Source organism: Methylorubrum rhodinum (assembly GCF_014199935.1).
Classification (GTDB): Bacteria; Pseudomonadota; Alphaproteobacteria; order Rhizobiales; family Beijerinckiaceae; genus Methylobacterium; species Methylobacterium rhodinum.
The window spans coordinates 266,101-289,311 of record NZ_JACHOP010000004.1 but is presented as its reverse complement, the minus strand read 5'-3'; the positions used below and the strand labels follow the sequence as shown (position 1 = coordinate 289,311).

Sequence of the window (23,211 nt, the reverse complement as noted above, 5' to 3'; positions counted from 1 at the left end):
GCGCCGCCCCGAACGCGAGACATGTCCCCGCATGACCGACGACGAGGCCGGCGCCGACCTCCGCGCCCTTCAGGACGAGCTGCGCGGGCGCGGCATCCGCACCCTCGTCGCGGCCTTCGTCGATCTCCACGGTCTGCCGAAGGGCAAGCTCGTCCCGCTGGAGCGGCTGCCCGAATGGGCGGCGGGAGCCGAGCGGCACACCGCCTTCTCGATGGAGGGGTTCGGCTCGTGGCAGGAGACGGACGAGGCCACGGCGCTCCCCGACCTGTCACGCCTGAGCCGGTTGCCCTGGGAGCCGGACCGGGCCTGGGCGCCCGCCGACCTCATGTTCGAGGGCAAGCCGTTCCCAATGTCGTCCCGCGTCGTCCTGAAGGCCGTCCTCGCCGAGGCCGAGGCGATGGGCTTTGCCTGCGACCTCGGCATCGAGTGCGAGGTGTCGCTGCTGCGCCGGGGCGCGGACGGCGCGCTCGAACCGCCGCAGGCCGGCGGCCTCGAATTGCCCTGCTACGACCTCGGCGGGCTGCGGGCGGGCCGCTCCTGGCTCGACGGGGTCGCGGGCGCGATCCGGGAACTGGGCTGGGGGTTGGAGGCCGTCTCCCACGAATCCGGGCAGAGCCAGTTCGAGTTCAACATCCGCTACGCCGACGCCCTGACCGCCTGCGACCGGCTGATCCTGTTCCGGACGATGATCAAGCACTACGCGGAGAAGGAGGGGCTGGTCGCCACGACGATGCCCAAGCCCTTCGCCGACGCGGCGGGCAACGGCGCCCACTTCAACCTGTCGCTGCGCCGCCTCGCCACCGGCGAGAACGCCTTCGCCGGCCGATCGGGGGAGGACCCGCACGGGCTCGGGCTCGGTGAGACCGGCATCCACTTCCTCGGCGGGGTGCTGCGGCACGGGCGCGGGCTGTGCGCGGCCTTCGCCCCGACGGTGAACAGCTACAAGCGCCTCTCTTCCGTGAACGGGACGTCGATCCACGGCCCGGCCCCGACCTTCAACAGCTACGGCGGCAATGCCCGCATCAATGCCCTGCGGGTGCCGACCGGCGGCGGGCGCCTGGAGAACCGCATCCCGGACGGGGCGGTGAACCCCTATCTCGCCGCCGCGCTGATGCTCGCCGCCGGGTTGGAAGGCGTGCGCGAGCGGATCGATCCCGGCCCGCCCAACGCCGACGATCTCGGCGCCCTCGATCCGGCCGAGCGCCGCCGCCGCGGCATCGCGCCCCTGCCGCAGACCCTGCGCGAGGCGGTGGAGGCGTTTTCCGCCGATCCCCTCGTGGGGCGGACGTTGGGGCCGGCCCTGCGCGGCGCCTTCGTCCGGGCGAAGAGCCGCGAATGGGCCGAATACCACCATGCGGTCGGCGCCTGGGAGACCGCGCGCTACGGCCGGATGTTCTGACGGCGGCGCGAAGGCGGGGTCGCCCGCTCACCCCCGCTTGAGCCCTCGGGCCTGGGCGTGTACGGCGCAGGCGTCATGCCTTCGCCGCATTCGAGGGGAAAGCAGACCGCCCGCTCGTCCGGGTGCGCATGGCGCGCCGGGGGCTCATCCTCCGACGGGGCGGGCCGCATTCTTCGTCAAGACCGGTGCGCAACCTGCAAACAGGCGCCGCGTCCCACGCGACATCCGCTGAAGGGGTCATAACGCCGATGTTCCTTGCCAAGTCTTCCATGGCCAAGCATTCCGCGCGCCCGCTGCGCGTGGCCGCCTTCCTCGCCATGGCGGGCCTCGGAGCCGGCCTGGGCGGGGCCGCTTTCGCCCAGGCGCCCGCCAAGAAGCCGGCGGCCCCCGCCCCGACGCCCGCCCCCGCCCAGGCCCAGCCGGCGGCGCCCGCCGGGCAGCAGGCCCAGCAGACCGGCCCGCAGATCATCAACGTCAAGTCCGAGCCCAGCCAGCCCGAGTGGACCAAGGTCTGCGGCAAGGACAACGGGTCGGGCACCGACGTCTGCTACACCACCCGCGACTTCGTGTCGGATTCCGGCCAGCCGGTGATGGCGGTCGCGCTCTACGACATGAAGAACGCGACGGTGAAGCAGGAGGTGAAGGTCGTCCGCTTCCTCCTGCCGCTCGGCCTGATGCTGGCGCCGGGCATCCGCTTCAGCATCGACGGCAAGGAGGCGACCGCCGGCAAGTTCGCCGTCTGCTTCCCCAACGGCTGCTTCGCCGAGGCCCCGAGCATCTCGCCCGAGCTGCTCGCCGCCTTCAAGAAGGGGGGGACGCTCAACGTCTCGGTGCAGAACCAGACCCAGCGCGAGGTCGTCTTCGCCGTGCCGCTCACCGGCTTCGGCAAGGCCTTCGACGGCCCGGCGATCGACCCGAAGGTGCTGGAGGAGCAGCAGAAGAAGCTCCAGGCCGAGATGGAGAAGCGCAGCGACGACATGCGAAAGAAGCTGGAGCAGCAGCAGGGCGCCGCCCCGGCTCCGGCTGCCCCGGCCGCCAGCGCCGCGCCGAAGTAAGCTTCAAGGCACCGACAGGCTCCATCGCCCCGCCGCGGAACGCCCGCGGTGGGGCTTTTTTTCGTCTCGGTGCTTGCCGGGGCGATCCATCCGCGCAGGCCAACGGGCCGGTCGAGGTGAATCGCGCCTTAACCATTCCTCCCGGAGGCTGAGCCCCGCGATTCGCGAGCGAGGGACGGCCTGCGGCCATGACGGGACACGGATTCGAGGCGCGGCGCGACCGGGTGCTGGCGGTGGTGACCGCGCTCGCGGGCGCCGCCCTGCTAGCGCTGCTCCTGCTGCGCGCCGGCCTGAAAGATACCGGGCTCAACTCGCACGGCGCGCTCGCCGACGCCTTCCTGCACGGCCGGCTCTGGATCGAGAGCTGCCCGGAGATCGATTGCGCGCTCTACCAGGGCCGCACCTACGTGATCTTCCCGCCGCTGCCGGCTTTGGTGGCGATGCCGTTCGTGGCGCTCTTCGGCTTTCCCGGCTTCAAGGGCTTCGTCTTCCTCGGCCTCGCCCTGAGCGCGTTGAGCCTGCTGGCTTGGCGCGCGATCCTGCGCGCGCTCGGCGTGGCGCGGGCCGACGCGCTGTGGCTCGTCGCGGCCTTGGCCTTCGCCAGCCCGCTCTATCAGGTGACGCTGCGCGCCGACGGCGTGTGGTTCTACGCGCAAGCCGTCGGCTTCCTGATGGTGACGGCGAGCCTGTGGGCGGCGATCTGCCGGAAGTCCCTGCCGCTCGCAGGCCTGTTCGTCGGCCTCGCCTTCCTGTGCCGGCAGATGGCGATCTTTTATCCCTTGTTCCTGCTGTTCCTCTGCCTCCCGCGGGAACGGCCCCTGCTGGAAGCCCTCCGCGGCGCGGTGAAGCCGGTGCTGCTGGCCGGCATTCCGGTGGCGGCGGCGCTCACGGTCTACTTCGCCTACAATTATGCCCGCTTCGGCAGCCCGACCGAGACCGGCTACGGCTTCATCCACAACCCGGACCAGACGAGCTTCATCTGGCACCGCATCCGCGAGATCGGCCTGTTCTCGCGCGAGTACCTGCTGTTCAACACGCTCTACCTGTTCCTGCAGGGCATCCACTTCGAGTTCGGCGGCCCGAGCCTCACCACGCTGACCGGCTTCGACAAGGCCGGCACGGCCCTGCTGGTGGCGAGCCCCTGGGTGCTCCTGGCCTTCTATGCCAAGCTCGACCGGGTGTTCGCGGCGGGCGCCGCGGTGATCGCGATCATCGCCGGGATCACGCTGCTCTACCACTCGAACGGCGCCGAGCAGATCGCGACCCAGCGCTACGCCCTCGACTGGCTGCCGATCCTGATCGTGCTGATGGCGCGGGGGACGCGCCCGGCGGCCTTCGCGGCCCTGCCGCTGCTGGTCACCTGGGGCGTCGTCGCCAACCTCGCGGTGATCGCCGTGCTGTCGGCCTACAAGGTCTGAGGCTCGCCCGAGCGCGTCGAAAAGGTCAGGAGGCGATGGCCGAGATAGTTCGCCACCGCGCCCACAGCGATGCCGACGCCGTGGCCCAGAGCCTCGGCCAGGGCGAGCGGAACGCCCGGCACCAGAGCCCCGAGCCCGGCGACGAGGCCGGCGCTCACGGCCAGCACCACGCCGGCGCCCACCGCGTTGACCGCGACGAACACCGCCAGTTGCCCCCGCACCGAACCGGCGCCCGCGCCGCGGAACACGAATCGACGGTAGAGCCAGAACCCCGCGGCCATGCCGATGACATAGGCGACGAGGAGCGCCGCCTCGAACGGCAGGACGAACGAGAGCAGGATGCGGGCGAGCCAGTTGATCGCCGCCGCCGAGCCGCCCGCGATCAGGAAGCGGACGACCTCGCTGTTCAGGGTGCTTCGCATCACATCCCCCATCCGGACATCAGCCCCTGCGGCAGGCCGAAGGCGGCGATGCCGAAGGCGAGGCCGGCGATTCCGGCGAGGGCGAGGCTCGGCCGGTCCTTCACCGCGAAGGCGACCGGATCGTCGTTCAGCTCGTCGCGTCCGGCCAGCAGCCAGACCCGGCCCATGAACAGCACCAGCACCATCGGGAAGGCCCACAGCGCCAGCGGCGCCGCCAGGACGGCGTGCCGAAACGCCTCGTTGGCGAGGTAGAGGATGAAGATGACGACGCTGGCGAGCCCGGCCGCGATGCCGAAGGCCAGCACCACCGGCTCGTCGGCGCTCTGGTAGCCCCGCCCCGACAGCTTGCCCGAGCGCCCGCGCTTGGCCGCACCCCGCAATTCGGTGTGGCGCTTGGCGAAGGAGAGCGAGGTGAACAGGAACATCGAGAAGGTCAGCAGCCACGGCGACCACGCCACGGCGACGGCGGCCACGCCCACGGCGATGCGCAGCGTGAACAGGCTGCCGAGCGTCAGCGCGTCCAGCATCGGCACCCGCTTGAGCCAGGCCGAGTAGGTCAGCGTCAGCGCGAGATAGGCGAGCACGCCCGCGAGCACCGCCGGTCCCGCCGCGAAGGCGACCCCGAGGCCGCCGGCGAGGCCGAGGACGAGGGCGAAGAGGCCGGCGAGAAGCGGCAGCCGCCCGCTCGCCAGGGGGCGCTCGCGCTTCGACCAGTGGGCGCGGTCGTGCGGCAGGTCGAGGAGGTCGTTCAGGAGGTAGCTCGCCGAGGCCACGAGGCCGAGCGCCAGGAAGGCCGCCGAGGCCAGCCCCCAGGCCGCCGCGTCGCCGGCCTTTCCGCCGAGGACGAGCGGCAGGAAGACGAGCCCGTTCTTGGCCCATTGATGCAGGCGCAGGCCCTTCGCCAGAGCGCGCAGCCGGGAGGCCGCGGGAAATTCCTGCACCGGCTTGCCGAGCGCCCGGGCCGCCCGCGCGACGCCGCCCGGCGCCTCGACGACGATGATTTTTTGCGCGCGCACCCAAACGGGAAGGTCGGCCGCCGCGTTGCCGGCATAGTCGAAGCCCTGCGGATAGAGGCTCGCGAGCTGCTCCGCCTTGGCCGCGCCCTTGAGGTTTCTCACCCCGTCGCTCGCCACCACCCGGTCGAAGACGGGAAAGGCCTGCATCACCTTGAGCGCCATCACTTCGTCGGCCGCCGTGGCGAGCACGATCTCGCGGCCCTGTGCCCGCTCGGCCTCGATATGGGCCATGAGTGCGGCGTTCGCCGGCATCGTCGCGATGTCGAGCACCGCCCGCTCGGCGACCTTGCGCTTGAAATAGGCCTTCCCGCGGGGCAGCCACAGCAGCATCGCGAAGACCATCAGCAGGTTGCGCCGAAGCAGCGAGACCGCGCCTTCGAGCAGCAGATCGGTGCGCAGCAGCGTGCCGTCGAGATCGATCACCAGCGGCACCGGCCGCGGCGCGGCGGCCGGGATGATTGTGGGCGCGGATGCTGCCGCCCGTCGAACGCTCGCGATGCCCATGATGCCCGCCTGTTCTTGCCGGCGGGTCGGTCTTCGGACCTCCGCCTCGTCTCGACGACGTTCGGACGGGCTCGGCTTCGTGCGGGTTAAATCGGCGGGGATCGGCTCGATGTGTGCTCGCCTTCCCAAGTTCTTGCTTGAGCGACGCGATTGGATTTCAGTCAAATTTTACGCGGTATTATTCGGTTAATATTGACGAACTCTATCATCTGCCGCCGTCGTTCCGAGGCCGCGCAGCGGAACCCGGAATCCACGACTGGCCGCGACACCGCTCGCAGCCGTGCATCGCGGGTGGATTCCGGGTTCGCTTATCAGCGTCCCGGAATGACGGCAGCAAGACAATGGACCTGCGCCCGGCGCCAAGCCTTCGCTCACTCCTCCGGGTCCCTCACCGCGAACGAGCGCGCGAGTTGCCGCGCGCTGTCGAGCTGCGCCTCCAGCGCCTCCGTCACCATCGCGAAGTGCTGGCGCTCGGCGGTGCTGGGGGCGCCGCGGGAGAGTTCGGCCAGGATGCGCGAAAAATCGCGTCCCAGATCGTCGATCGTCCGGGTCGGCTCGGTGCGGGAGCGGTCGAGCGAATGCTGCACCAGCAGCAGCTTCACGATCTGCTGCGTCGCGCTCAGCTCCGCTTCGAGCGTGGCCAGAGCCGCCTCGATCCCTTCGCTCATGACCTCTCCCGCTCCTCGCCGCCGGGGCAGGCTACACCGCTTCGTCGCGCACGGCGTCCCGCGCATCGCCGCACGGCTCGCCGCGCCGCTTGTGGAGCGGAAGGCTTCTGGGCTAACCCTCCGCCCCTCCCCTTGCCCAACCCATCCCCGGACCCGTCCGAGCCCATGGTAGCCCAGAACCGCGACGCGGCCGCGCCGAAATCGATCCTCGAAAGCCTCGCCGGCACCCGCGTGCTCGTGGTCGAGGCGCGCTACTACGAGGAGATCGCCGACGAACTCCTGGCCGGCGCCCGCGCTGCGATCGCGGCGGTCGGCGCCGAGGCGCGGGTCTTCACCGTGCCGGGCGCGCTGGAAATCCCGGCCGCGATGGCGATCCTGCTCAAGGCCGGCGAGCGTATGGGCGAGCCCTACGATGCGGCGGTGGCGCTCGGCTGCGTCATCCGCGGCGAGACGGGCCATTACGACATCGTCGCGGGCGAGAGCGCCCGCGCCCTGATGGACCTCTCCGTGTCCGAGCGGCTGCCGCTCGGCAACGGCATCCTCACCGTCGAGACCATGGAGCAGGCGCTGGTGCGCGCCCGGGTCTCGCAGATGAACAAGGGCGGCGGCGCGGCGGAGGCGGCCCTGAGCCTCGTCGCGATCGAGCGCGCCGCCAGACTGGAATCCGCCCGATGAGCCAGCCCGCCGAGAGTCCGGCCGCGCCGGAGACCGCTCCCAAGCCGAAACCCGCCCCGTTGAGCCTGCGCAAGGGCGCGCGGCTGGCCGTGGTGCAGGCGCTCTACGAGATGGAGATCTCGGACAAGGGCGTGATCGAGGCGCTCGCCGAGTTCGAGGCGTTCTGGATCGGCCAGGAGGTCGACGGCGTCGTCCATCCGCCGGCCGAGACCGCCTTCTTCCGCGACGTGCTGCGCGGGGCGGTCGAGGAGCAGCGCGCCATCGACCCGAAGCTCGACGCCGCGCTCGCCAAGGGCTGGCCGCTGCGCCGCCTCGAAGTGGTCCTGCGCGCGATCCTGCGGGCCGGCGCCTACGAGCTGATGTTCCGCCGCGACGTGCCCGCCCGCGCGGCGATCTCCGAATATGTCGATGTCGCCCACAGCTTCTATGCCGGCGACGAGCCCGGCATGGTCAACGCCGTGCTCGACCGCGTCGGCCGCGAGGTGCGCTCGACCGAGTTCGGCATCCCGGCCGCGCCGAAGAAGGGCTGACGGCGCATGGCGCGGGCGGGGGAAGAGGCCCTGATCGCGCGCTACTTCGCGCCGCTCAGCGGCCCCGGCGCCGACGGTCTGCGCGACGACGCCGCCAGTCTCACCCCCTCCCCCGGCCACGACCTCGTCGTGACGGCGGACGCAGTGGTGGCGGGCGTCCACTACTTCCCCGACGATCCGCCGGGCTCGATCGCGGTCAAGGCGCTCGGCGTCAACCTTTCCGATCTCGCCGCCAAGGGCGCCACCCCGCGCGGCTTCCTGCTGACCCTGGCGCTGCCCGACGACTGGACCGAGGATTGGCTCGCCGCCTTCGCCGAGGGCCTCGGCGCGATGTCCCGCACGCACGGCTGCCCGCTGCTCGGCGGCGATACCGTGCGCTCCGGCGGTCCGGCCCTGATCGGCGTCACCGCCTTCGGCGAGGTGCCGACCGGCACGATGGTGCGGCGGCAGACGGCGCGGGCCGGGGACCGGCTCTGCGTCAGCGGCACCATCGGCGATGCGGCGCTCGGCCTCGCGCTGCGGCTCGCCCCCGACGCAGGGCTCGACGTCGCCCATCGCGACGTCTTGCAGGATCGCTACCTGCATCCGCGCCCGCGGCTGGCGCTTGCGCCCGTGCTGCGCGGCCACGCCCGTGCCGCGATGGACGTGTCCGACGGCCTCGTCGGCGACTTGACCAAGATGCTGGCCGGCACCGGCCTGACCGCCCGGATCGAGGCCGCACGGGTCCCGCTCTCGGCTGCCGCTCGGGTGCTGATCGCGAAAAATCCGTCCCGCCTCGCCACGGCACTGACCGGGGGCGACGACTACGAGATCCTCTGCGCGGTGCCGCCGGACTCGCTGCCGGCCTTCCTCGCCGAGGCCGAGCGCGTCGGCGTCCCTGCGGCCGAGATCGGTCTCGTGGAACCGGGCGAGGCGCCGCCGCTCGTGGTCGACGATGCGGGCGAGGCGATGACGTTCGGGGCGGGCTCGTTCAGCCACTTTTGAGAACGGTTTCCCGTCCTGCGCCCGGCATTTGTGGGCGCCTATATCAGCGAGCCCGGAACCCCCGACCGGGCCCGACACGTCGTACGGCGGCCCGTCACGGGCGGCTTCCGGGTTCCGCTATGCGGCCGCGGGACGACGGGGGGCGTTCACTCCTCGATCCCCACCTGCCGCCGGCTCAGCGTCCAGACCTTTTCCTGCAACGCCTGGTCCCGGCTGAGCGGCGACGTGTCCGTCTCGCGGCAGCGCGCGAAGTAGCGCCCGTTCACGCCCGCGATCTCCGGCGCCGTCGCCACGAACAAGGACGTGCGCGCCCCCTTCTCCGGCGTGATCAGCAACGGGCGGATCAGGCGCCACGCCAGCTTCAGCATCCCGTGGGTATTGCCCGCGAACCCACTCGCCACGACGCCGGGATGCACCGCGTTGACGGTCATCCGAGTGCCGGACAGCCGCCGCGCCAGGGCGTAGGTGAAGAGCACGTTGCCGAGCTTGGCCTGCGAATACGCCCCCATCGCCGCATAGCGCCGGGCGCCGTCGCGATCGTCGAGGTCGATCCGGCCGCGGGTATGGGCGGCGGACGCCACGTTGACGATGCGGGCGGACGGCGCCGCGGCGAGCCGCGGCATCAGTTCGTGCGTCAGGAGCACGTAGGCGAGATGGTCGAGCGCCCAGGTGCGCTCGATCCCGTCGGCGGTGACGTGGCGCTCGGAGAAGATCGCGCCCGCGTTGTTCACGAGGATGTCGAGGGCCGGATAGCGCGCACCGGCCTCCGCCGCGAGCCGGCGGACCTGCGCCTGCTCCGAGAGGTCGGCGACGAAGCCGTCGGCCTGCGCCCCCGTCTCCCGCCGGATGCGCGCGACGATCGCTTCGGTGCGGGCGGGATCGCGCCCGACCACCCCGACTCGCGCGCCGAGGCGAGCGAGGCCCAAAGCCGTCTCGGCGCCGATCCCGGAGGTGGCGCCGGTGACGAGGGCGGTGCGCCCGCGCAGATCGACGGCCATCCGGCTCAGAACACCGCCTGACCGATCGCGACCGCGATGACCACGATGATGATCGCCAGCACCAGGAAGAGGCCGAACAGGATGCGGGCGATGGAACTCGCGCCCGAGGCGATGCCGGTGAAGCCGAGCGCGCCCGCGACCAGAGAGATCACGAAGGCAATGGCGGCCCATTTCAGGAGGGTCATGACGCGGAACTCCGAAGCGTAAGCGTCGCGATAATCGACGCCGGGGCCGCAGCGTTCCGTCCGCTCGCGATGATCGGGCGATTATCGTTCGGTCGGGGCCGCCGCCTGCCGCACCAGCACCTCCGCCAGCGCATGGTAGAGCCCGCTGCTGCAGACGAGCTTCGACACCGCGTCGGCGATCAGCGCGGCCAGCATCAACGGGATCATCATGGCGTGGTCCTGGGTCATCTCGGTGACGATGACGAAGGCGGTGATCGGCGCCTGAAGCACGCCGGTCAGGTAGGCGACCATGCCGATCAGCACGAGCGCGCCGACCGGCACCTGCGGCAGCAGCAGGGCCGCCTCCGCGCCGATCCCCGCGCCCACCGCCAGCGAGGGCGCGAACAGGCCGCCGGGGATGCCGCTGATCGACGAGAGCAGGGTCGCGAGCCACTTCAGCGGGGCGAATTCGATGCGGGCGGCGCTCTCGCCGTGCAGGATCGCCCGCGCCTCCTCGTAGCCGGTCCCGTAGACGGTACCGCCGGAGGCAAGCCCGCACAGGGCGACTCCGAGGCCGCACAGGACGGCGAAGGCGATCGGAAAACGGGCGACGAAGGCCCCGCTCCGCCCCGGCAGGCCGCGGGCGACGGCGATGACCGCGCGGCTGAACAGCCCGCCCGCGAGCCCACCCGCCACGCCGATCAAGGGGACGGCGAGCCAGCCGGCGGCGAGCGAGAGACGGGCGTCGGTGGTGCCGAAATAGGTGTAGTCGCCCAGGATCGCCAGCGAGGTCAGGCCCGCCGCGACGATCGTCGCCACGACAAGCCCGCTGCCGCGGCTGTCATAGGCGCGGCCGAGTTCCTCGATGGCGAAGACGATGCCGGCGAGGGGCGCGTTGAAGGCCGCCGCCACGCCTGCGGCAGCGCCCGCGAGCAGCAGGCCGAGCATATGCGCCGGGCTCACCCGGCCGAAGGTGGCCATGATCGCCGCCCCGACCTGCACCGTCGGCCCCTCCCGGCCGATCGAGGCGCCGCAGAGGAGGCCGAGCACCATGACGACGACCTTGCCGCCCGCGACCCGCAGCGAGACCAGCGCGTGGCGGGCCGCCGGATCGTCGATGGCGCGCGCCGCGATGACCTGGGGGATGCCGGACCCCTGCGAGTTGGGGAAGACGCCCCGCGCCAGCCATGCGGCGAGGGCGAACCCGGCCGGGCAGAGCAGGAGCGCGAGCCACGGCGAGAGATCGAGTGCGCGGCGGAACGCGGCCTGCGCGGCGTCGGCGGCCCAGGCCATCAGCACGGCGGCGAGCCCGACGCAGACGCCGCCGGCCACGAACAGGGCCCGGCGCCGCAGCACCGTCCAGGCATCGGGCGAGGGGACGCGCAGCCGCTGCAGGGCGGATCGCAGGACGGAGGGACTCAGCGGCATAGCATCAGAGAAATGGCATCAGAGGAATGGCATCAGAGGAATGGCATCCGGGAATCGGGGTGGAGATCGTCCGGCGGACAGGTCCCATGCGGCGATCTTGCAGGGATCTTGCCGGGCCGGTCCCCTCGCCGCCAAGCCCGCTTGTCCGTTATCCGGTGGGCAGGGCCGGCGGCCCCATTCCCGGAGCCGGAACCTTGACGACACACGGCTCGATCTCTCGCGGTGCAGCAAATGGTCCCGGTTGCGGGAGTTGCCCGGATCTGCGCGTGTAGGCGTTGCGCTATCGAGGGCGGACGGGGGCCGGGGCGGCACCGGATCGCCGTGGACGGACGGCAACCGACAAGGACCGGGAGACGGCATGGCGCGGCTGACCACGGTTCCGGTGAGCGCGGTCCTTCTCGGGATCGCCGGGCTGATCCCGTTCGTGGGCTTCGCGGCGCTCGCGGTCAGCGGGTCCGACGGCGGCCTCGGCACGATCGGCCTGTCGCCGCGCACGATGCTCTCCGCCTACGGCGCGGTGATCGCCTCGTTCCTCGGCGGCATCCGCTGGGGCGTCGCCGCCGCCCGCGGGGCCGGCTGGCCCGATTACCTGCTGGCGATCGTTCCCTCGCTCCTCGCCTGGGCGGCGCTCGCGGCGCCCGCCCCGTGGGACCTGCGCATGCTCGGGGCGCTGGTCCTTCTGTGGGGCTTCATCGATCAGGATCTCTCACGCCGCGGCATGGTGCCCGGCTGGATGAGCCGGCTGCGGCTGGCGCTTTCCGTCGTCGCCGGAGCGGCGTTGCTGGTCGCGGCGTGACGAAGTCTCGACGCGTGTCTCCGGGCGGACACGAAAAAAGCCTCCGGCGCGACCTTGCGGGCGCGCCGGAGGCTTTTTTGTTGCGCGCGCTGTCCCGGTAAGGGCGGGCGCGCGACGGAACGTCGTTACAGGGTCGGCGAGCGGCCGCGCATCAGGCCGATGACGGCCGAGATGGCGAACAGGACGATCGCGACGAAGAAGACGAGCTTGGCGGCCTCCATGGCCGTGCCGGCGATACCGCCGAAGCCCAGCAGGGCGGCGACCAGGGCGACCACGAGGAATGTAACGGCCCAACCGAGCATTTTGCAAGTTCCTTCCAAGAACTGGCGCGGCACGTGCCACGGCCTCTTGACCGCAATAACGTCAAGGTTTCACAGTCGGTTCCTTTGGCGGGCCGCGGTTCCTGCGCCGTCCCCACGATTCCTGTGACGTGCGTTTCGTCGCCCTGCGGCGAGATGCCGGGCGGAACCGGGTGGCGGAACGGGCCGTTCGTCACCAGCTATCTCTCGACGGCCCTCAGGAATTTCGAAGGAGGCGTTCGGCGTGCCTGCACAGACCAAGACCGGATCCATCAAAGCCGCTCTCGCGAAAGCCGTGCACGCCGCCGTGGAGCGGCTCTCCGCCCTCGTGCCCCAGCCGGTGCTTCAGCCGGTGCCCGTCCGGGTGAAGTCGGGCCGGCGCCGCTGACGCCACCGAGACACCGCCTCGAGGATTCCAGAAGCGCCGCCCGCCCCGGGCGGCGCTTCTGCGTTGTGGAGGGTCCTTCCACACCCCTGTCGCGTTAGCGTTACCGGGCGCGGATCGTGCAGCGAATCCGTTTCCGGCGGTCCGCCAAGGCCTTGCGACGGGAAGCGGCCCTTCGCTCCGGCCAGTGGGGTCCGCCCCCCGCGCACCTCCGCGGTTTCCCGCAATTGTCCGCCCGCACGGGGCCGTCCTAGCTGCCCCGGCGCGGACCGGAGCAAGCCGGACCCGCAGCAGCGGGAGACGGACGGGAATGGCCTTCGGCAAGCGTGCCTCGGCAGCGTGGAGGCGGACGCCCGTCCGCGTGAGCCCGCCGATCCGGCGGCGGCGCGCATGGACGACCGCGTTGTTCGGGCTCGCCCTCGGCTTTGCCGGCATGGGGGCCGCCACCACGATGGTGCGCGCGTCCGAGCGCGGCATCTTCGCCGAGATGTTCGACGCGCTGTTCGGTCCGCCGAAGCCCGCCGCGGCGCCCGTGGCGGCGCCCGTCGAGATGCCGCGCAAGACGCCGCGGCGCTATTCGGCCCTGCCCGATGCGCGCAGCCTGAAGGCCGGCCGCTCTCTGGCGCAGCAGACGCCGCGGGTTCGGGCCCGCGCGATACGGCCTCCGGTCGCGGAAGCCGCGGCCGGTCCGGGGCCGGCGCCGCTCAAGGGCACACAGACCGTGTGCGTGCGCCTGTGCGACGGTTACGCCTTCCCCCTCGGCCGGCTGCGCAACCCCACCGACCTCCCGGTGCATCAGGCGGCCTGCGCCGCCGCCTGCCCCGGAACCCGCACCGACCTGTTCACCCTCGCTTCCGGCCAAACCGAGTTCGAGCAGGCCGTCAGCCTCGCCGGTCAGCCCTACCTGTCGGCCTCCTGGGCCAATCTCTACCGGACCAAGCGCGTCGCCCACTGCGCCTGCCGCCCGGCCGGGGCGACGGGTCCACTCCCGAGCGCCGCCGAGGATCCCACCGTGCGGGCGGGCGACGTGTTCGCCACCGCCGACAGCGCCGAGGTGGTGACCGCGGTGACGCGCACCGGCCCGGTTCTGGCCGACTACCGGGAGGCGGGCATCACGGAGGTCCGCCGCCGCGCCATCGAGGCGCGCGTCGGGGCGATCGGCCGGGACGCGGACGCGGCGGCCTTCCGGCGCGTGCTGCGGCTCGCCGAGAACCGCGCGCTCCGCATCCGCACCGCCGAGGCGCAGGTCGTGCGGCTGCGTAGGGACGGCGCCGAGCCCGGCTTCGGCTTCTCGGAGCCGCGCGAGGCGGGCGCGGGCTTCCGCCCGGTCCGCGTCGTCGCCCCCTCGCCGTTCGAGCGCTGAACCGGCACCATTGGCGAACCGGCCCGGCTGTCGTAGGCGGACATCTCCGCGCTCCGGCGCGCCCGCCCACGAAGCCTATCGCATGAGCCGATCCCCCGAGGAGGCGCAGGCCGCTTCCGCGCCTTCCCCCGGCTTCGAGGCCGCGCTGCCGCCCGCCGGGCGTCTGGAGACCGTGAGCCCGCTGGTGCGGCGGCGGATCTGCCCCAATGGCGGCCCGTTCACCGCGAGCGGCACCTGCAGCTACGTGGTCGGGCGGGACCGCGTCGCGGTGATCGATCCCGGTCCCTCCGACGCCGGCCATGTCGAGGCGCTGCTGGCCGATCTCGGCTCGGAGCGCGTCGAGGCGATCGTCGTCACCCACACCCATCGCGACCACTCGCCGGGCGCGCGTCTGCTCCGGGCGCTGACCGGGGCGCCGATCGTCGGCTGCGGCCCGCACCGCGCCGCCCGCGACCTCGCCGAGAACGAACTGCCCGTGCTTGACGCCAGCGCCGACCGCGAGCACCGGCCCGACCGGGAGCTGGCCGACGGCGAGAGCCTCGACGGCGACGGCTGGACGCTCACCGCGGTGGCCACGCCCGGCCACACCATGAACCACCTCGCCTTCGCCCTGCCGCAGGAGAACACGCTGTTCTCGGGCGACCACGTGATGGCGTGGTCGACCTCCATCGTCGCCCCGCCGGACGGCTCGATGCGCGCCTACATGAATTCGCTCGACCGGCTGCGCGAGCGCGCGGAGACGCTCTACTGGCCGGGCCATGGCGGCCCGGTGCGTGACCCGCGCCGCTTCGTGCGTGGGCTCGCCGCCCATCGCCGCCAGCGCGAGGCGGCGATCCGGGCACGGCTGGCGGCGGGAGACGCGGACATCCGCGCCATCGTCGGCGCGGTCTATCAGGGCTTGAGCCCCAAGCTGCTCGGGGCGGCGGCGCTCTCGGTCTTCGCCCATTTGGAAGATCTGGTGGAGCGCGGCCTCGTCGCCACCGACGGGCCGCCGCTGCTGAGCGGGCGGTTCCGGCCGACCTGACCTACTGCCGACCTGACCTACTTCAGTGCGATGGCGAGGTTGGCCACCTCGTCCAGATAGGAGCGGATGCGGTCGGCGTTGTCGCCCAGATCGCGGGTGCCGAGGCGCGAGGCCGAGCGAACGTCGATCCGCGCCCCGTCCGCCCGCGGATGCACCCGCACGGTGATGTCGGCGGGCAGGTTGAGCAGGCGCGTATGCGCCACCGCCTCGATCCGGCCGTTGCCCATGCGCCCGCCGGGGCGGATCGCCTCGACGATCTGCCATTTGCGGTTCACCGCCGCCTTGCGGGCGAGTTCGAACGCCTGATCGGCCTCCACGTCGAGGGTCAGCGGCGCGATCTGCGGATAGGCCGCCCGCTGCAGCTCCCGCGCCTTGGGGCCGGGATCGGGCGGGTAGCGCCCCTCGCGCGCTGCGAAGGCGAGGCGCGAGCGCGAGAAGGCGGGCGGACGCTCGGTGTCGGTCGTCACGTCGGTGATGGCGGGCAGCCGCACGCCCTTCAGCGCCGCGTAGGCCGGATAGGCGAGCACGAGGCTCGCGAGAAACAGCCCGCCGACCGCCGCGCCGAGCCCGCCCGCCCCCTCGCGCCACACCCGGACGAAGGCGAACAGGGCGAACAGGATCGCCACCACCGACAGGGCCACGCCGCTGCCGAGCACGGCCATGGCCGGCATCGCCTCGGCGGACGGGCTGCGCACGAGCAGCACCGCCATCCCGGTGACGAGGACGGACAGGATCGCGAGGGTGCGGGCGTAGCGGCCCGCGCGCGTCACCGGTTCGTCGAGGATCTGACGGCGCATCGCCTGGAGCAAGGATTGCTGACGGAAGCCGGACTGTATCGCCTGGGGACAGCCCACGCCACTCGGCTGCCCGCTTCAGGGTCATCGCCGACAGCGATCACCCTGCTTTTTTGCCGGCCTCACGCGCCGGCGGCCGCCTTCGCGGCCTTGGCTCTCGCTCCGCCAGACGCCTCGGCAAGCCGGGGCCCGCTACGCGGAGTGCTCTTGGCGCTCGGAATACGGTGGCCACCGCTCGTACGCGCGATCGCCTGCATCCGTTCGCTCGCTCTGCTATAGGCCTGAGCAGCATGTCGCAGCCCCCTCACCCCGAGCCGAGCACCGAGCCCGATCCGCTGCGCGTCTGGTTCCGCTTCATCCGCCTGAGCCGGCGCGTCACCGCCGCCGTCGCGGCGGAGCTGCGCGGCACCGGTCTGTCGATCCCGCAATTCGACGTGCTCTCGACGCTGTCCGAACGCGAGGGCCTGACCCAGCAGGAACTGGCCGGGCGGCTCTACGTGACCAAGGGCAACGTCTCGGGGCTGATCGATCGGCTCGTCGAGGCCGGCCTCGTCGAGCGGCGGCCCATCCCCGGCGACCGGCGCTCGCACGCGCTCCATCTCACGCCGACCGGCGCGGCCCTCGCGGCCCGCGGCATCGACGCGCAGGCGGCCTATGTCGCGCGGACCCTCGGGCAGCTCGACCCGAGCGAACTCGAAACCTTCGAGGCCCTGGTGCTGAAGTGGCGTGCCCTGGCGCGGGCGGATGCGGAGGGGCCGGGCAAACAAAAACAGACGCCGGGGGCGCCTGTCGAAGAGGGTTGACGTTTCTCGTTCTTCTCGGCCGGGGCGGCACGGCGCGGACGACGCGCGGTGCGCCACCCCGTCCGGATCAGGCTTCGCCGGTGCGCCCGGTCGATTGTCCGCCCTTGCGGCCCGCGGACGAGGCCAGCTCACGATCCTGCGAGAACGAGCGCTTCTCGGCCGGTACGGAGCGGCCGCCCTTGCTGGCGATCTCGCGCTGCCGCTCAATGTTCATGGACGCGAAACCTCTCTTCGAGGTCGAATTTCCTGTTGCCATTGACGCCTCCTCAGGCTCGATTTTTCACACTTTCCTCAACCTTCAGCGCAATCGATGGTTCCTTGGCCGTATCGATCGCGGTCGAGTGCGAAACCCCTGTCCAGTCCAGACGTTACGAGCGTTCCGACAAGGATTTGCGCGGACTTGTGAACAGGCCTCCCACAGGCCGCGCCACATCCGGAAGGAGCCGGAAATGACCAATCGTCATATGGTAAAGCCTGACGCTGCGGCCAAGCCCCCCGGGGAATCCGGGCCGCAGCAGCCGAACCGGCACCCGCTGCCGCCGATGCCCGCACCGGAGGACAGCCGCACCCCGACGGTGCGGGAGGAGCCGATCGACTCGCCCCAGCCCAACGCCGGCCTCGAGCGCGACCCGCCCGCGCCTGGCGAAATCGGGCTCTCGACCGATCACCGCTCCTGACGTGCCGCCGAGCGTCGTCGTCCCTGCCGCTTTGACAGGCCCGACCGGCGGGGCTAGGCGCCGCGCTCCTGAGGCGGCGGATCGGAGAGAGCCATGACCCTCGACAACGAGGTGACGTCGCTGCGGCAGGTGCCGCTGTTCCGCGAGGTCGAGCCCGCGCGCCTCAAGCTCCTCGCCTTCACCAGCGAGCGGGTGCATTTCGAGGACGGACAGCTGTTCTTCGCCCGCGGCGAGGCGGCGGATGCCGCCTACCTCATCCTGGAGGGCGGTGCCGCCGTCACGATCGACGGGCCGCACGGTCCCGTGCGCCTCGCGCTTCTGGCCGCCAACGCGCTGGTGGGCGAGATGGGCATCCTGGCCGACCAGCCCCGCTCGGCCACCGTCACCGCCGACGGCGCGACGACGGCTCTGCGGATCGACCGCGACGTCTTCCTCGAATTGCTGGCGCAGTTCCCGCAGATCGGCATCGCGGTGATGCGCGACCTCGCGCTACGCCTGGAGCAGACCAACCAGCGGCTGGCCGAGCGCGGCGGAGTCTAGCCAAGTCTGGCTGTTTGCACCGGATATCACCTCACGCCGTCATTCCGAGCCAGAGCCGAAGCAATGACGGGACGGCCGGTCAATACCGCGCCGGAACGAACATCTCCGGCGGCACCGGATGGCGCAGATAATCCGCGTTGCGCACCCGGTCGGGCAGCACCACCGGCGGATGCTCCACCGTGCCGTAGGGCACCTGTTCCAGCAGGTGGCTGATGCAGTTGAGCCGCGCCCGCTTCTTGTCCACCGCCTCGACCACCCACCACGGCGCCTCTTGGATGTGGGTGCGGGCCAGCATGTCCTCCTTGGCGCGGGTGTAGTCCTCCCAGCGGCGGCGTGACTCGACGTCCATCGGCGAGAGCTTCCACTGCTTGAGCGGATCGTGGATGCGCATGCGGAAGCGCATCGCCTGCTCGGCATCGGTGATCGAGAACCAGTACTTCACCAGCACGATGCCGGAGCGCACCAGCATCCGCTCGAACTCGGGAACCGAGCGGAAGAACTCCTCGACCTCGGTCTCGTTGCAGAAGCCCATCACCCGCTCGACGCCCGCGCGGTTGTACCACGAGCGGTCGAACAGAACGATCTCGCCCGCCGCCGGCAGGTGGCTGACGTAGCGCTGGAAGTACCATTGCGTCCGCTCGCGCTCGCTCGGCGCGGGCAGCGCGGCGACGCGGCAGATGCGGGGATTGAGGCGCTGGGTGATGCGCTTGATCGCCCCGCCCTTGCCGGCCGAATCGCGCCCCTCGAACAGCACGACGATGCGCAGGCCCTCGTTCTTCACCCAGTCCTGCAGCCGCACCAGCTCGTGCTGGAGCCGCAGCAGCTCGCGGAAGTAGGTGCGCCGGTCGAGGCCTTCGCCGGACTCCCCTTCGAGGCGGGCCTCGTCGAGTTCGAGTTCCCATTCCTCGTCGTAGCTGTCGGCGATCTCGCGGCGGATCGCTTCGAGTTCGTCGTCCCGCAGGCGGATGCCGTCTTCGCTCATGGTCGGGATTCACGTCCGGTGGTCGTTCGTCCCGCCGCTTAGAGCACCCTCATGTGACAGTCCGGCGAAGCTTCATTGCGAACCCATCATCGTCGGCACGTCGTCCGGTACGGCATCCGCGATCCGTCTGCCGAACAGGGAAGCGGCCCGGCGCGCCCAGCCGTTGCGCAGTCGCCGCGCCGCCCAGACCGCGCCGGGCTCGACCGCCATCGCGCGGGAGAACTGGCTCGCCCGGATCGCCGCCGCATCGCTCGCCCGCTTGACCGGGTCGTCGTAGAAGGCGGCGATCTTGTCCGCCCCCATGCCCGGCGTGACGAGCCAGCCCGGCAGGTGGACCCGGCACAGACGCTCGACATCGGTGAGCACCCGCCGCACCCCGACACCCGGCGCCGGACAGGTGGTGCAGAAGGCGTCGCCCACGAGCACCACACCATCGCGCCGGTATTTTTCGGAGATGGTCAGGTCGATGGGACGAATCTGCACCCGTCCTTCGATGCCGAGACCGCCGCAGGCCGCCTCCAGACCCGGCAGCAGCGCGGCGAGTTCCCGGGCCGGTTCACGGCGGAAGGCGCGGGTCCACTCCTCGCCCGTCTCGCGGTAGACGAACAGGTTGGCCCGCATGGCGCCGTTCACGGGGAACAGCGTGAGGTAGGCGGTGCGGTCGGCAGGGCCGCGCCCGTACCACGCGAGCGATTCGAACGGGTAAGCGGCCGCCCTCCGGTCGAGGAAGAAGCCGAGTGAGAGGGAATGGCCGGGCCCGGTCATGACGCGCCCGATGCCGGCCTTGCGGCGCACGCTGTCGCCGAGGCCCGTGGCGATCACGACGAGGCGCGCCTCGATGCGCCGGCCGTCGGCGAGCGACACGCTCTGCCGCTCCGGCCCGGTATCCAGGGCCTCGACGCGCCCGACCCGCACGGCCGTATCGGGCGGCAGGCCGGCTCGCAACGCATTGACAAGGTCGGAATAGACGAAACCGTACTCGTCGGCGACGCGCCGCACCGGGCGGGCGCCGGGGCGGTGGATGTCGATCGACCCGATCGCCGTCAGCGCAGGGCGCGCGGCCCCGTCGAGCCCGAGCCGCTCGAACAGCGCCCAGTGCGCGCCGCCGAGCTTCTCCGCGCGGAATTCCTGGGGGAACACCGTGTGCGAATCGATCAGCGCGACCCGGTACCCGGCGCGCGCGAGCATCGAGGCCGCGGCGGTGCCGCCGAGCCCGGCGCCGATCACCGCCACGTCGACGCGGTCGAGGTCGCCGGGGTCTTCGATCGGCATCACGCTTGATCCGAAGCGGAACGAACCGCCCCCGCATGGGACGGCTCCCGTTGCTTTGCCGACGGTGGGGCAAGGCGTGGGCCGAGCGTGACGATCCCGTGGATGGGCAGAACGATCGGCGTGTCCCGTGCCACACGCCCCTGCCGTCATTCCGGCGCGCCTGAGGGGAACCCGGAACTCGAGACCGGCCGCGACGCTGTTTTTGGGCGTCGCGTCACAGGTGGATTCCGGGGTCCGCTGCGCGGTCCCGGAATGACGGCCCTGGTTGCTACCGGGACGCGATCCCCGGGACGCCGACGATCACTCGCCCTTGCCCAGCGCCGCTTGCGCGGCGGCGAGCCGTGCGATCGGCACGCGGAAGGGCGAGCAGGAGACGTAGTCGAGGCCGACCTCCTGGCAGAAGCCGATGGAGGCCGGGTCGCCGCCGTGCTCGCCGCAGATGCCGAGCTTGATGTCGGGCCGCTGCGCCCGGCCGCGCTCCGTCGCGATCTTGACGAGTTCGCCCACGCCCTCGCGGTCGATCGACACGAAGGGATCGACGGCCAGAATGCCCTTCTGGGTGTAGGGCCCGAGGAAGGTCGCGGCGTCGTCCCGCGAGATGCCGAGCGCGGTCTGGGTCAGGTCGTTGGTGCCGAAGGAGAAGAATTCCGCAGTCTCGGCGATCTCGCCGGCCTTGAGCGCCGCGCGCGGCAGCTCGATCATCGTGCCGACCTGATACTCGAAGCTGGCGCCGGTCTCTTCCGCCACGGCCTTCGCCATGGCGTCGATGCGGGCCTTGACGATGTCGAACTCCATCCGGGTGAAGACGAGCGGCACCATCACCTCCGGGGTCACCGGGGCGCCGGTGTCTTTGGCGGCCTGCACCGCGGCCTCGAAGATCGCGCGGGCCTGCATCTCGGCGATCTCGGGGAAGGCGATGGCCAGCCGGCAGCCGCGGAAGCCGAGCATCGGATTGTGCTCGGAGAGTTCGCGGGTGCGGTGGCGGATCTTGTCCTCGCTGACGCCGGTCGCGGCCACGACCTCCTGCACCTCCTCGTCGGTGTGCGGCAGGAATTCGTGCAGCGGCGGGTCGAGCAGGCGGATCGTGACGGGCAGACCCGACATGATCGTGAACAGCTCGACGAAGTCCTGGCGCTGGTAGGGCAGGAGCTTGGCGAGCGCCGCGCGGCGCCCTTCCGCGTCGTCGGCCAGGATCATCTCGCGCACCGCGACGATCCGGTCGCCCTCGAAGAACATGTGCTCGGTGCGGCACAGGCCGATGCCTTCCGCGCCGAACTTGCGGGCGGCCCGCGCATCGGCTGGGGTGTCGGCATTGGTGCGGACCTTCATGGTGCGCACCGCGTCGGCCCATTCCATCAGCGCGGCGAAGTCGCCCGACAGCTCCGGCTGGAGCATCTTGACCTCGCCCTGGATCACCTGGCCGGTCGAGCCGTCGACGGTGATGACCTCGCCCGCCTTCAGGGTCACGCCGCCGACCGTGAGCGTCTGCGCCTTGTAGTCGATGCGGATCGAGCCGACGCCGGAGACGCAGGGCTTGCCCATGCCGCGGGCGACCACCGCCGCGTGGCTGGTCATGCCGCCCCGCGTCGTCAGGATGCCTTCCGCGGCGTGCATGCCGTGGATGTCCTCGGGGCTCGTCTCGATGCGCACGAGGATGCACTTGCGCTCGGCCTTTTTGGCGGCCTCCGCGGCCTCCGAGTTGAACACGATCTCGCCGACCGCCGCGCCCGGCGAGGCGGGCAGGCCGGTGGCGATGACCTTGCGCTCGGCATCCGGGTCGATGGTCGGGTGCAGGAGCTGGTCGAGCGCGCCCGGCTCGATGCGCAGGATCGCCTCGTCCTTGGAGATCAGACCCTCGCCCGCGAGCTCGACGGCGATGCGCAGAGCGGCCTTGGCCGTGCGCTTGCCGTTGCGGGTCTGGAGCATCCAGAGTTTACCCCGCTCGATGGTGAACTCCATGTCCTGCATGTCGCGGTAGTGTTTTTCGAGCACCCCGTAGATCCGCGTCAGTTCCGCGAAGCTCTCGGGCATCGCCTTCTCCATCGACGGCTTGTCCGACTTCGCCTCGATGCGGGCCTTCTCGGTGATGTCCTGCGGGGTGCGGATGCCCGCCACCACGTCCTCGCCCTGGGCGTTGATGAGGAACTCACCGTAGAGCGCGCTCTCGCCGGTGGAGGGGTTGCGGGTGAAGGCGACGCCGGTGGCCGAGGTGTCGCCCATGTTGCCGAACACCATGGCCTGGACGTTGACCGCCGTGCCCCAGCTCTCCGGGATCTGGTTCAGCTCGCGGTACTTCTTGGCCCGCGGGATCATCCACGAACTGAACACCGCGCCGATGGCGCCCCAGAGCTGGTCCTCGGGCTTCTGCGGGAAATCCGAGCCGTGCTCGTCGCGGACGATCTTCTTGTAGGTGCCGATGAGCTGCTTCCAGTCGTCGGCCGTCAGCTCGGTGTCGAGGCTGAAGCCCTTGCCGTCCTTGTAATGCTCCAAAGCCTCCTCGAAGGCGTGGTGCTCCACGCCGAGCACGACGTTCGAATACATCGTGATGAAGCGGCGGTAGGAATCGTAGGCGAAGCGCTCGTCGTCGGCGTCCTTGGCCAGCGCCTCGACGGTGGCGTCGTTGAGGCCGAGGTTGAGCACGGTGTCCATCATGCCGGGCATCGAGGCGCGCGCCCCGGAGCGGACCGAGACGAGGAGCGGCTTCTCGGCGTCGCCGAAGCGGCGGCCGGTCAGCGCGCCGACCTGCTCCAGCGCGGCCTTCACCTCTTCGGCGAGTTCCGCCGGATAGGTCTCGCCGTGCTGGTAGTAGTAGGTGCAGACTTCCGTCGTGATGGTGAAGCCGGGCGGCACCGGCAGGCCGAGGTTCGACATCTCGGCGAGGTTGGCGCCCTTGCCGCCGAGGAGGTTGCGCATCGACGCCTCGCCCTCGGCCTTGCCGTCACCGAAGGAATAGACCCATTTCGTCATCAGGCTCTCCGCTGGCGGATGGCGTGCTCATAATCATAGCCGTGCCCG

25 protein-coding genes are annotated in these 23,211 nt (G+C 71.3%); 13 read left to right on the top strand and 12 right to left on the bottom strand.

The features are described 5' to 3' along the window. Positions 1 to 31 precede the first annotated feature (31 nt). The 3 genes from HNR00_RS07465 to HNR00_RS07455 all read left to right on the top strand — a co-directional run bounded on the left by HNR00_RS07465 (position 32) and on the right by HNR00_RS07455 (position 3,872). Entirely contained in the window at positions 32 to 1,399 is a 1,368-nt protein-coding gene (locus HNR00_RS07465) for a glutamine synthetase family protein (RefSeq protein WP_183567219.1), read from the top strand. Between the two features lie 248 nt (positions 1,400 to 1,647). Continuing rightward, the gene (locus HNR00_RS07460; protein WP_183567216.1) at positions 1,648 to 2,454 is read left to right on the top strand and encodes an invasion associated locus B family protein; all 807 of its coding nucleotides are present in this window, start codon (positions 1,648 to 1,650) and stop codon (positions 2,452 to 2,454) included. Positions 2,455 to 2,642: 188 nt separating this feature from the next. Then, positions 2,643 to 3,872 (top strand): hypothetical protein, encoded by a 1,230-nt coding sequence (locus HNR00_RS07455; RefSeq protein WP_183567212.1) that lies wholly within the window; start codon positions 2,643 to 2,645, stop codon positions 3,870 to 3,872. Here HNR00_RS07455 and HNR00_RS07450 read toward each other — a convergent pair. The 3 genes from HNR00_RS07450 to HNR00_RS07440 all read right to left on the bottom strand — a co-directional run bounded on the left by HNR00_RS07450 (position 3,860) and on the right by HNR00_RS07440 (position 6,482). Then, entirely contained in the window at positions 3,860 to 4,294 is a 435-nt protein-coding gene (locus HNR00_RS07450; RefSeq protein WP_246390389.1) for a GtrA family protein, read from the bottom strand. The two genes, HNR00_RS07455 and HNR00_RS07450, sit on opposite strands and share 13 nt — an antisense overlap. Continuing rightward, positions 4,294 to 5,814, bottom strand: coding sequence for a UbiA family prenyltransferase (locus HNR00_RS07445; protein ID WP_183567209.1), 1,521 nt, complete (start codon positions 5,812 to 5,814; stop codon positions 4,294 to 4,296). The genes HNR00_RS07450 and HNR00_RS07445 overlap by 1 nt, the downstream gene beginning before the upstream one ends. A 371-nt stretch (positions 5,815 to 6,185) precedes the next feature. Then, the gene (locus HNR00_RS07440) at positions 6,186 to 6,482 is read right to left on the bottom strand and encodes a hypothetical protein (RefSeq protein ID WP_183567206.1); all 297 of its coding nucleotides are present in this window, start codon (positions 6,480 to 6,482) and stop codon (positions 6,186 to 6,188) included. Between the two features lie 165 nt (positions 6,483 to 6,647). Between HNR00_RS07440 and ribH the strand changes: the two genes are divergently transcribed. From ribH to thiL, 3 genes are read left to right on the top strand one after another with little or no spacing between them, the layout of a single operon-like run. Then, the gene (gene ribH / locus HNR00_RS07435; RefSeq protein ID WP_183567203.1) at positions 6,648 to 7,157 is read left to right on the top strand and encodes a 6,7-dimethyl-8-ribityllumazine synthase; all 510 of its coding nucleotides are present in this window, start codon (positions 6,648 to 6,650) and stop codon (positions 7,155 to 7,157) included. Further along, positions 7,154 to 7,687, top strand: a complete 534-nt coding sequence (nusB, locus tag HNR00_RS07430) for a transcription antitermination factor NusB (protein WP_183567200.1) — start codon at positions 7,154 to 7,156, stop codon at positions 7,685 to 7,687. Before ribH ends, nusB begins: the two co-directional genes overlap by 4 nt. 6 nt (positions 7,688 to 7,693) lie before the next feature. Beyond that, complete coding sequence (thiL, locus tag HNR00_RS07425) at positions 7,694 to 8,671, top strand: thiamine-phosphate kinase (protein ID WP_183567196.1); 978 nt, start codon at positions 7,694 to 7,696, stop codon at positions 8,669 to 8,671. Positions 8,672 to 8,817: 146 nt separating this feature from the next. Here thiL and HNR00_RS07420 read toward each other — a convergent pair whose 3' ends face one another. The 3 genes from HNR00_RS07420 to HNR00_RS07410 all read right to left on the bottom strand — a co-directional run bounded on the left by HNR00_RS07420 (position 8,818) and on the right by HNR00_RS07410 (position 11,261). Then, the gene (locus tag HNR00_RS07420; RefSeq protein ID WP_183567193.1) at positions 8,818 to 9,669 is read right to left on the bottom strand and encodes an SDR family oxidoreductase; all 852 of its coding nucleotides are present in this window, start codon (positions 9,667 to 9,669) and stop codon (positions 8,818 to 8,820) included. Between the two features lie 5 nt (positions 9,670 to 9,674). Continuing rightward, positions 9,675 to 9,854, bottom strand: a complete 180-nt coding sequence (locus HNR00_RS07415) for a DUF1328 domain-containing protein (RefSeq protein WP_183567190.1) — start codon at positions 9,852 to 9,854, stop codon at positions 9,675 to 9,677. 81 nt (positions 9,855 to 9,935) lie between these two features. Further along, positions 9,936 to 11,261, bottom strand: a complete 1,326-nt coding sequence (locus tag HNR00_RS07410; RefSeq protein ID WP_183567187.1) for a chloride channel protein — start codon at positions 11,259 to 11,261, stop codon at positions 9,936 to 9,938. 358 nt (positions 11,262 to 11,619) lie between these two features. On the opposite strand from HNR00_RS07410, the gene HNR00_RS07405 reads away from it, so the two are divergent. Beyond that, positions 11,620 to 12,057 (top strand): DUF3429 domain-containing protein, encoded by a 438-nt coding sequence (locus HNR00_RS07405; RefSeq protein ID WP_183567184.1) that lies wholly within the window; start codon positions 11,620 to 11,622, stop codon positions 12,055 to 12,057. Between the two features lie 125 nt (positions 12,058 to 12,182). On the opposite strand, the gene HNR00_RS07400 is transcribed toward HNR00_RS07405, so the two are convergent. Beyond that, the gene (locus HNR00_RS07400) at positions 12,183 to 12,359 is read right to left on the bottom strand and encodes a DUF1328 domain-containing protein (protein ID WP_003599466.1); all 177 of its coding nucleotides are present in this window, start codon (positions 12,357 to 12,359) and stop codon (positions 12,183 to 12,185) included. A 241-nt stretch (positions 12,360 to 12,600) separates the two neighbouring features. On the opposite strand from HNR00_RS07400, the gene HNR00_RS07395 reads away from it, so the two are divergent. The 3 genes from HNR00_RS07395 (at position 12,601) to HNR00_RS07385 (ending at position 15,128) form a co-directional block, all read left to right on the top strand. Beyond that, positions 12,601 to 12,744, top strand: a complete 144-nt coding sequence (locus HNR00_RS07395) for a hypothetical protein (RefSeq protein ID WP_183567181.1) — start codon at positions 12,601 to 12,603, stop codon at positions 12,742 to 12,744. Between the two features lie 358 nt (positions 12,745 to 13,102). After that, positions 13,103 to 14,104 carry a DUF2865 domain-containing protein gene (locus HNR00_RS07390; RefSeq protein ID WP_312886012.1) on the top strand — a complete coding sequence of 334 codons (1,002 nt, stop codon included), beginning with the start codon at positions 13,103 to 13,105 and terminating at the stop codon, positions 14,102 to 14,104. Positions 14,105 to 14,186: 82 nt separating this feature from the next. Continuing rightward, positions 14,187 to 15,128, top strand: coding sequence for an MBL fold metallo-hydrolase (locus tag HNR00_RS07385; RefSeq protein WP_183567175.1), 942 nt, complete (start codon positions 14,187 to 14,189; stop codon positions 15,126 to 15,128). Positions 15,129 to 15,145: 17 nt separating this feature from the next. Here HNR00_RS07385 and HNR00_RS07380 read toward each other — a convergent pair whose 3' ends face one another. Continuing rightward, positions 15,146 to 15,925 carry a DUF1499 domain-containing protein gene (locus HNR00_RS07380; protein ID WP_183567172.1) on the bottom strand — a complete coding sequence of 260 codons (780 nt, stop codon included), beginning with the start codon at positions 15,923 to 15,925 and terminating at the stop codon, positions 15,146 to 15,148. A gap of 287 nt (positions 15,926 to 16,212) precedes the next feature. Between HNR00_RS07380 and HNR00_RS07375 the strand changes: the two genes are divergently transcribed. Further along, positions 16,213 to 16,725, top strand: coding sequence for a MarR family winged helix-turn-helix transcriptional regulator (locus HNR00_RS07375; protein WP_183567169.1), 513 nt, complete (start codon positions 16,213 to 16,215; stop codon positions 16,723 to 16,725). A 67-nt stretch (positions 16,726 to 16,792) separates the two neighbouring features. On the opposite strand, the gene HNR00_RS07370 is transcribed toward HNR00_RS07375, so the two are convergent. Next, positions 16,793 to 16,981, bottom strand: coding sequence for a con-10 family general stress protein (locus HNR00_RS07370; RefSeq protein WP_091950803.1), 189 nt, complete (start codon positions 16,979 to 16,981; stop codon positions 16,793 to 16,795). Positions 16,982 to 17,174: 193 nt separating this feature from the next. Here HNR00_RS07370 and HNR00_RS07365 point away from each other — a divergent pair, with 193 nt between their 5' ends. Both HNR00_RS07365 and HNR00_RS07360 read left to right on the top strand, forming a co-directional pair. Beyond that, positions 17,175 to 17,402, top strand: a complete 228-nt coding sequence (locus HNR00_RS07365) for a hypothetical protein (protein ID WP_183567166.1) — start codon at positions 17,175 to 17,177, stop codon at positions 17,400 to 17,402. 93 nt (positions 17,403 to 17,495) lie between these two features. Then, complete coding sequence (locus HNR00_RS07360; protein ID WP_183567163.1) at positions 17,496 to 17,942, top strand: Crp/Fnr family transcriptional regulator; 447 nt, start codon at positions 17,496 to 17,498, stop codon at positions 17,940 to 17,942. 79 nt (positions 17,943 to 18,021) lie between these two features. Here the strand turns inward: HNR00_RS07360 and ppk2 are convergent, their stop codons facing one another. The 3 genes from ppk2 to ppdK form a co-directional block, all read right to left on the bottom strand. Next, positions 18,022 to 18,924, bottom strand: a complete 903-nt coding sequence (gene ppk2 / locus HNR00_RS07355; protein ID WP_183567160.1) for a polyphosphate kinase 2 — start codon at positions 18,922 to 18,924, stop codon at positions 18,022 to 18,024. Between the two features lie 72 nt (positions 18,925 to 18,996). Continuing rightward, positions 18,997 to 20,196 carry an FAD-dependent oxidoreductase gene (locus HNR00_RS07350; RefSeq protein ID WP_183567157.1) on the bottom strand — a complete coding sequence of 400 codons (1,200 nt, stop codon included), beginning with the start codon at positions 20,194 to 20,196 and terminating at the stop codon, positions 18,997 to 18,999. Positions 20,197 to 20,496: 300 nt separating this feature from the next. Further along, a complete protein-coding gene (ppdK, locus tag HNR00_RS07345; protein ID WP_183567155.1) occupies positions 20,497 to 23,163 on the bottom strand; it encodes a pyruvate, phosphate dikinase in 2,667 nt (888 codons plus the stop codon). Positions 23,164 to 23,211: the final 48 nt, after the last annotated feature.

Excerpts from the sequence above, each read along its gene's own strand:
- HNR00_RS07465 (WP_183567219.1), top strand. The coding sequence starts at position 32 with ATGACCGACGACGAGGCCGGCGCCGACCTCCGCGCCCTTCAGGACGAG.
- HNR00_RS07460 (WP_183567216.1), top strand. The coding sequence starts at position 1,648 with ATGTTCCTTGCCAAGTCTTCCATGGCCAAGCATTCCGCGCGCCCGCTG.
- HNR00_RS07455 (WP_183567212.1), top strand. The coding sequence starts at position 2,643 with ATGACGGGACACGGATTCGAGGCGCGGCGCGACCGGGTGCTGGCGGTG.
- HNR00_RS07450 (WP_246390389.1), bottom strand. The coding sequence starts at position 4,294 with ATGCGAAGCACCCTGAACAGCGAGGTCGTCCGCTTCCTGATCGCGGGC.
- HNR00_RS07445 (WP_183567209.1), bottom strand. The coding sequence starts at position 5,814 with ATGGGCATCGCGAGCGTTCGACGGGCGGCAGCATCCGCGCCCACAATC.
- HNR00_RS07440 (WP_183567206.1), bottom strand. The coding sequence starts at position 6,482 with ATGAGCGAAGGGATCGAGGCGGCTCTGGCCACGCTCGAAGCGGAGCTG.
- ribH (WP_183567203.1), top strand. The coding sequence starts at position 6,648 with ATGGTAGCCCAGAACCGCGACGCGGCCGCGCCGAAATCGATCCTCGAA.
- nusB (WP_183567200.1), top strand. The coding sequence starts at position 7,154 with ATGAGCCAGCCCGCCGAGAGTCCGGCCGCGCCGGAGACCGCTCCCAAG.
- thiL (WP_183567196.1), top strand. The coding sequence starts at position 7,694 with ATGGCGCGGGCGGGGGAAGAGGCCCTGATCGCGCGCTACTTCGCGCCG.
- HNR00_RS07420 (WP_183567193.1), bottom strand. The coding sequence starts at position 9,669 with ATGGCCGTCGATCTGCGCGGGCGCACCGCCCTCGTCACCGGCGCCACC.
- HNR00_RS07415 (WP_183567190.1), bottom strand. The coding sequence starts at position 9,854 with ATGACCCTCCTGAAATGGGCCGCCATTGCCTTCGTGATCTCTCTGGTC.
- HNR00_RS07410 (WP_183567187.1), bottom strand. The coding sequence starts at position 11,261 with ATGCCGCTGAGTCCCTCCGTCCTGCGATCCGCCCTGCAGCGGCTGCGC.
- HNR00_RS07405 (WP_183567184.1), top strand. The coding sequence starts at position 11,620 with ATGGCGCGGCTGACCACGGTTCCGGTGAGCGCGGTCCTTCTCGGGATC.
- HNR00_RS07400 (WP_003599466.1), bottom strand. The coding sequence starts at position 12,359 with ATGCTCGGTTGGGCCGTTACATTCCTCGTGGTCGCCCTGGTCGCCGCC.
- HNR00_RS07385 (WP_183567175.1), top strand. The coding sequence starts at position 14,187 with ATGAGCCGATCCCCCGAGGAGGCGCAGGCCGCTTCCGCGCCTTCCCCC.
- HNR00_RS07380 (WP_183567172.1), bottom strand. The coding sequence starts at position 15,925 with ATGCGCCGTCAGATCCTCGACGAACCGGTGACGCGCGCGGGCCGCTAC.
- HNR00_RS07375 (WP_183567169.1), top strand. The coding sequence starts at position 16,213 with ATGTCGCAGCCCCCTCACCCCGAGCCGAGCACCGAGCCCGATCCGCTG.
- HNR00_RS07370 (WP_091950803.1), bottom strand. The coding sequence starts at position 16,981 with ATGGCAACAGGAAATTCGACCTCGAAGAGAGGTTTCGCGTCCATGAAC.
- HNR00_RS07365 (WP_183567166.1), top strand. The coding sequence starts at position 17,175 with ATGACCAATCGTCATATGGTAAAGCCTGACGCTGCGGCCAAGCCCCCC.
- HNR00_RS07360 (WP_183567163.1), top strand. The coding sequence starts at position 17,496 with ATGACCCTCGACAACGAGGTGACGTCGCTGCGGCAGGTGCCGCTGTTC.
- ppk2 (WP_183567160.1), bottom strand. The coding sequence starts at position 18,924 with ATGAGCGAAGACGGCATCCGCCTGCGGGACGACGAACTCGAAGCGATC.
- HNR00_RS07350 (WP_183567157.1), bottom strand. The coding sequence starts at position 20,196 with ATGCCGATCGAAGACCCCGGCGACCTCGACCGCGTCGACGTGGCGGTG.
- ppdK (WP_183567155.1), bottom strand. The coding sequence starts at position 23,163 with ATGACGAAATGGGTCTATTCCTTCGGTGACGGCAAGGCCGAGGGCGAG.